The 1,724-nt window shown below is 69.0% G+C and carries 3 protein-coding genes; all 3 read right to left on the bottom strand.

Annotated features, from left to right (window positions below; genetic code table 11):
* On the bottom strand, window positions 1-267 hold a 267-nt coding region (locus tag AC27IO_RS23835), incomplete at its 3' end, for a crossover junction endodeoxyribonuclease RuvC (protein WP_487115471.1).
* A 59-nt stretch (window positions 268-326) separates the two neighbouring features.
* Window positions 327-1,331 (bottom strand): phosphatidate cytidylyltransferase, encoded by a 1,005-nt coding sequence (locus AC27IO_RS23830; RefSeq protein WP_498741134.1) that lies wholly within the window; start codon window positions 1,329-1,331, stop codon window positions 327-329.
* A gap of 1 nt (window position 1,332) precedes the next feature.
* Window positions 1,333-1,724: lysophospholipid acyltransferase family protein (locus AC27IO_RS23825; protein ID WP_498741132.1), on the bottom strand; the 392-nt coding region annotated here is incomplete at its 5' end.

The following is a 1,724-nucleotide window of genomic DNA, read 5'->3' as shown; positions in this document are numbered from 1 at the left end:
GCGCCCCCGCGCCTGGCCCAGCAGCAGGGTGGACTGGGGGTTCACGTTCACGAAGACGATTTCCACCGTGGCCACGTCCGGCTGGTAGCGCGCCACCACCTCGGTGATGCCGTCGAACAGCACCTTGAGCCGGCCCGGCAGGTTGCCCAGCGCGAGCGCCGTGGTGCGGATCGTCCCGCTCGCGACGTAGCTCAGCGCGTGGCCGTCCACATCCACCACGCCGAAGCCGGTGGTCTGCAGGCCGGGGTCGATTCCCAGGATTCGCATATGCTCACTTATTCATAGCATCGAAGGCAATAAGTTCTAGGGCACAAGGCCGATTTCGCCTACAAGCCGAAGTACCAGCGCACGGAGTGGAAGAACACCGGCGCCGCAAAGCACAGCGCGTCCACCCGGTCCAGCAGCCCGCCCGCGCCCGTGACCGACTGGCCCTGCATGCCCCAGCTGGTGATGCCGCGGTCGCGCTTGAGCGCCTTCATCACCAGGTGGCCCAGGCTGCCCGCCAGGCACGCCAGCAGGGCCATGCCCAGCGCCTGCCCCGGCTTGAACGGCGTGATGAACGACAGCATGACCCCGGCCACGCCGCCCACCGCCACGCCGCTGGCCCAGCTCAGCCACTGGAAGCTCTGGCTCACCTGCGGCGCCACCGGCTTGTGGGGGAACCGGCGGCCCAGCAGGTGCTGGGCGATCACGCCGGCCTGCACCACCACGACCAGGAAGAACACCAGGAAGGCGCCCTTGCTCTCGTAGCCCGGAAAGTCGAGCAGCAGCAGCGCGGGCACATGGCTCATGCCGTACACGCACACCATGATCCCCCACTGCAGCTTGGCGTTGCGCTCCAGGAAGCGCTCGGGGTCGTTGGCGAGCGCGCTGGCCACCGGCAGCGCGAGAAAGACGTACACCGGGATGAACACCGTGAACAGGTCGAACTTGCGCGTGCCCACGAGGATGAACTGCAGTGGCAGCACCACGAAGAAGGCCAGCACCAGGCTGCGGTGGTCGCCCCGGCGCGTGGGCGAGAGCGTGATGAACTCGCGCAGCGCGAAGAACGCCACGATGGCGAAGAGCACCGTGGCCACGGTATCGCCCAGGGCCCAGCCCACCCAGAACACGGTGGCCATGAACCACGAGGTCTTGAGCAGGCTCCAGAAGCGCCGCCATTCCTGCTGGTGCGCCTCGTGCTCGGCCTGGTCCTGCACGCCGGTGCCGCGCGCCTCGCGCAGCGTCTGGAAGAAGGCGTAGAGGGTGACCAGCGAGAGCAGGCCGAACATCGCGACGAAGAGTGCGCCGATCTGCTGCGTGGTGGTGAGGTTGCGAAGGAAGTCGTTCATGTCAGACCTCCCGCAGCGCGATGACGGCGCGGCGCGCGCGGTCCAGGAACGGGCGGCGCTCCTCGCCGGGCTCGACCTGGATCGGGGCGCCGAAGGTCACCGAGCACAGGATGGGCACGGGCACCACTTCGCCCTTGGGCATGACGCGCTGCACGTTGTGGATCCAGGCCGGCACCAGCACCGCCTGCGGGAACATCAGCGCCAGCTTGTACAGGCCCGACTTGAAGGGCTGGGGCTCATCGCCGTGGCCGCGCGTGCCCTCGGGAAAGATCACGATCGAATCGCCGCTGGACAGCGCCTGCACCAGCGGGGCCAGCGGGTCGTCGGGCGCGAGCGCGGCGCGCAGGGCTTCGGGCGTCGGCGGCGCGGATTCGGCGGCGGCTTCATGGGGCG

Source organism: Acidovorax sp. KNOB132 (assembly GCF_057541515.1).
The sequence above is the reverse complement of the archived record's forward strand: the minus strand, read 5'-3'. Positions and strand labels throughout refer to the sequence as shown.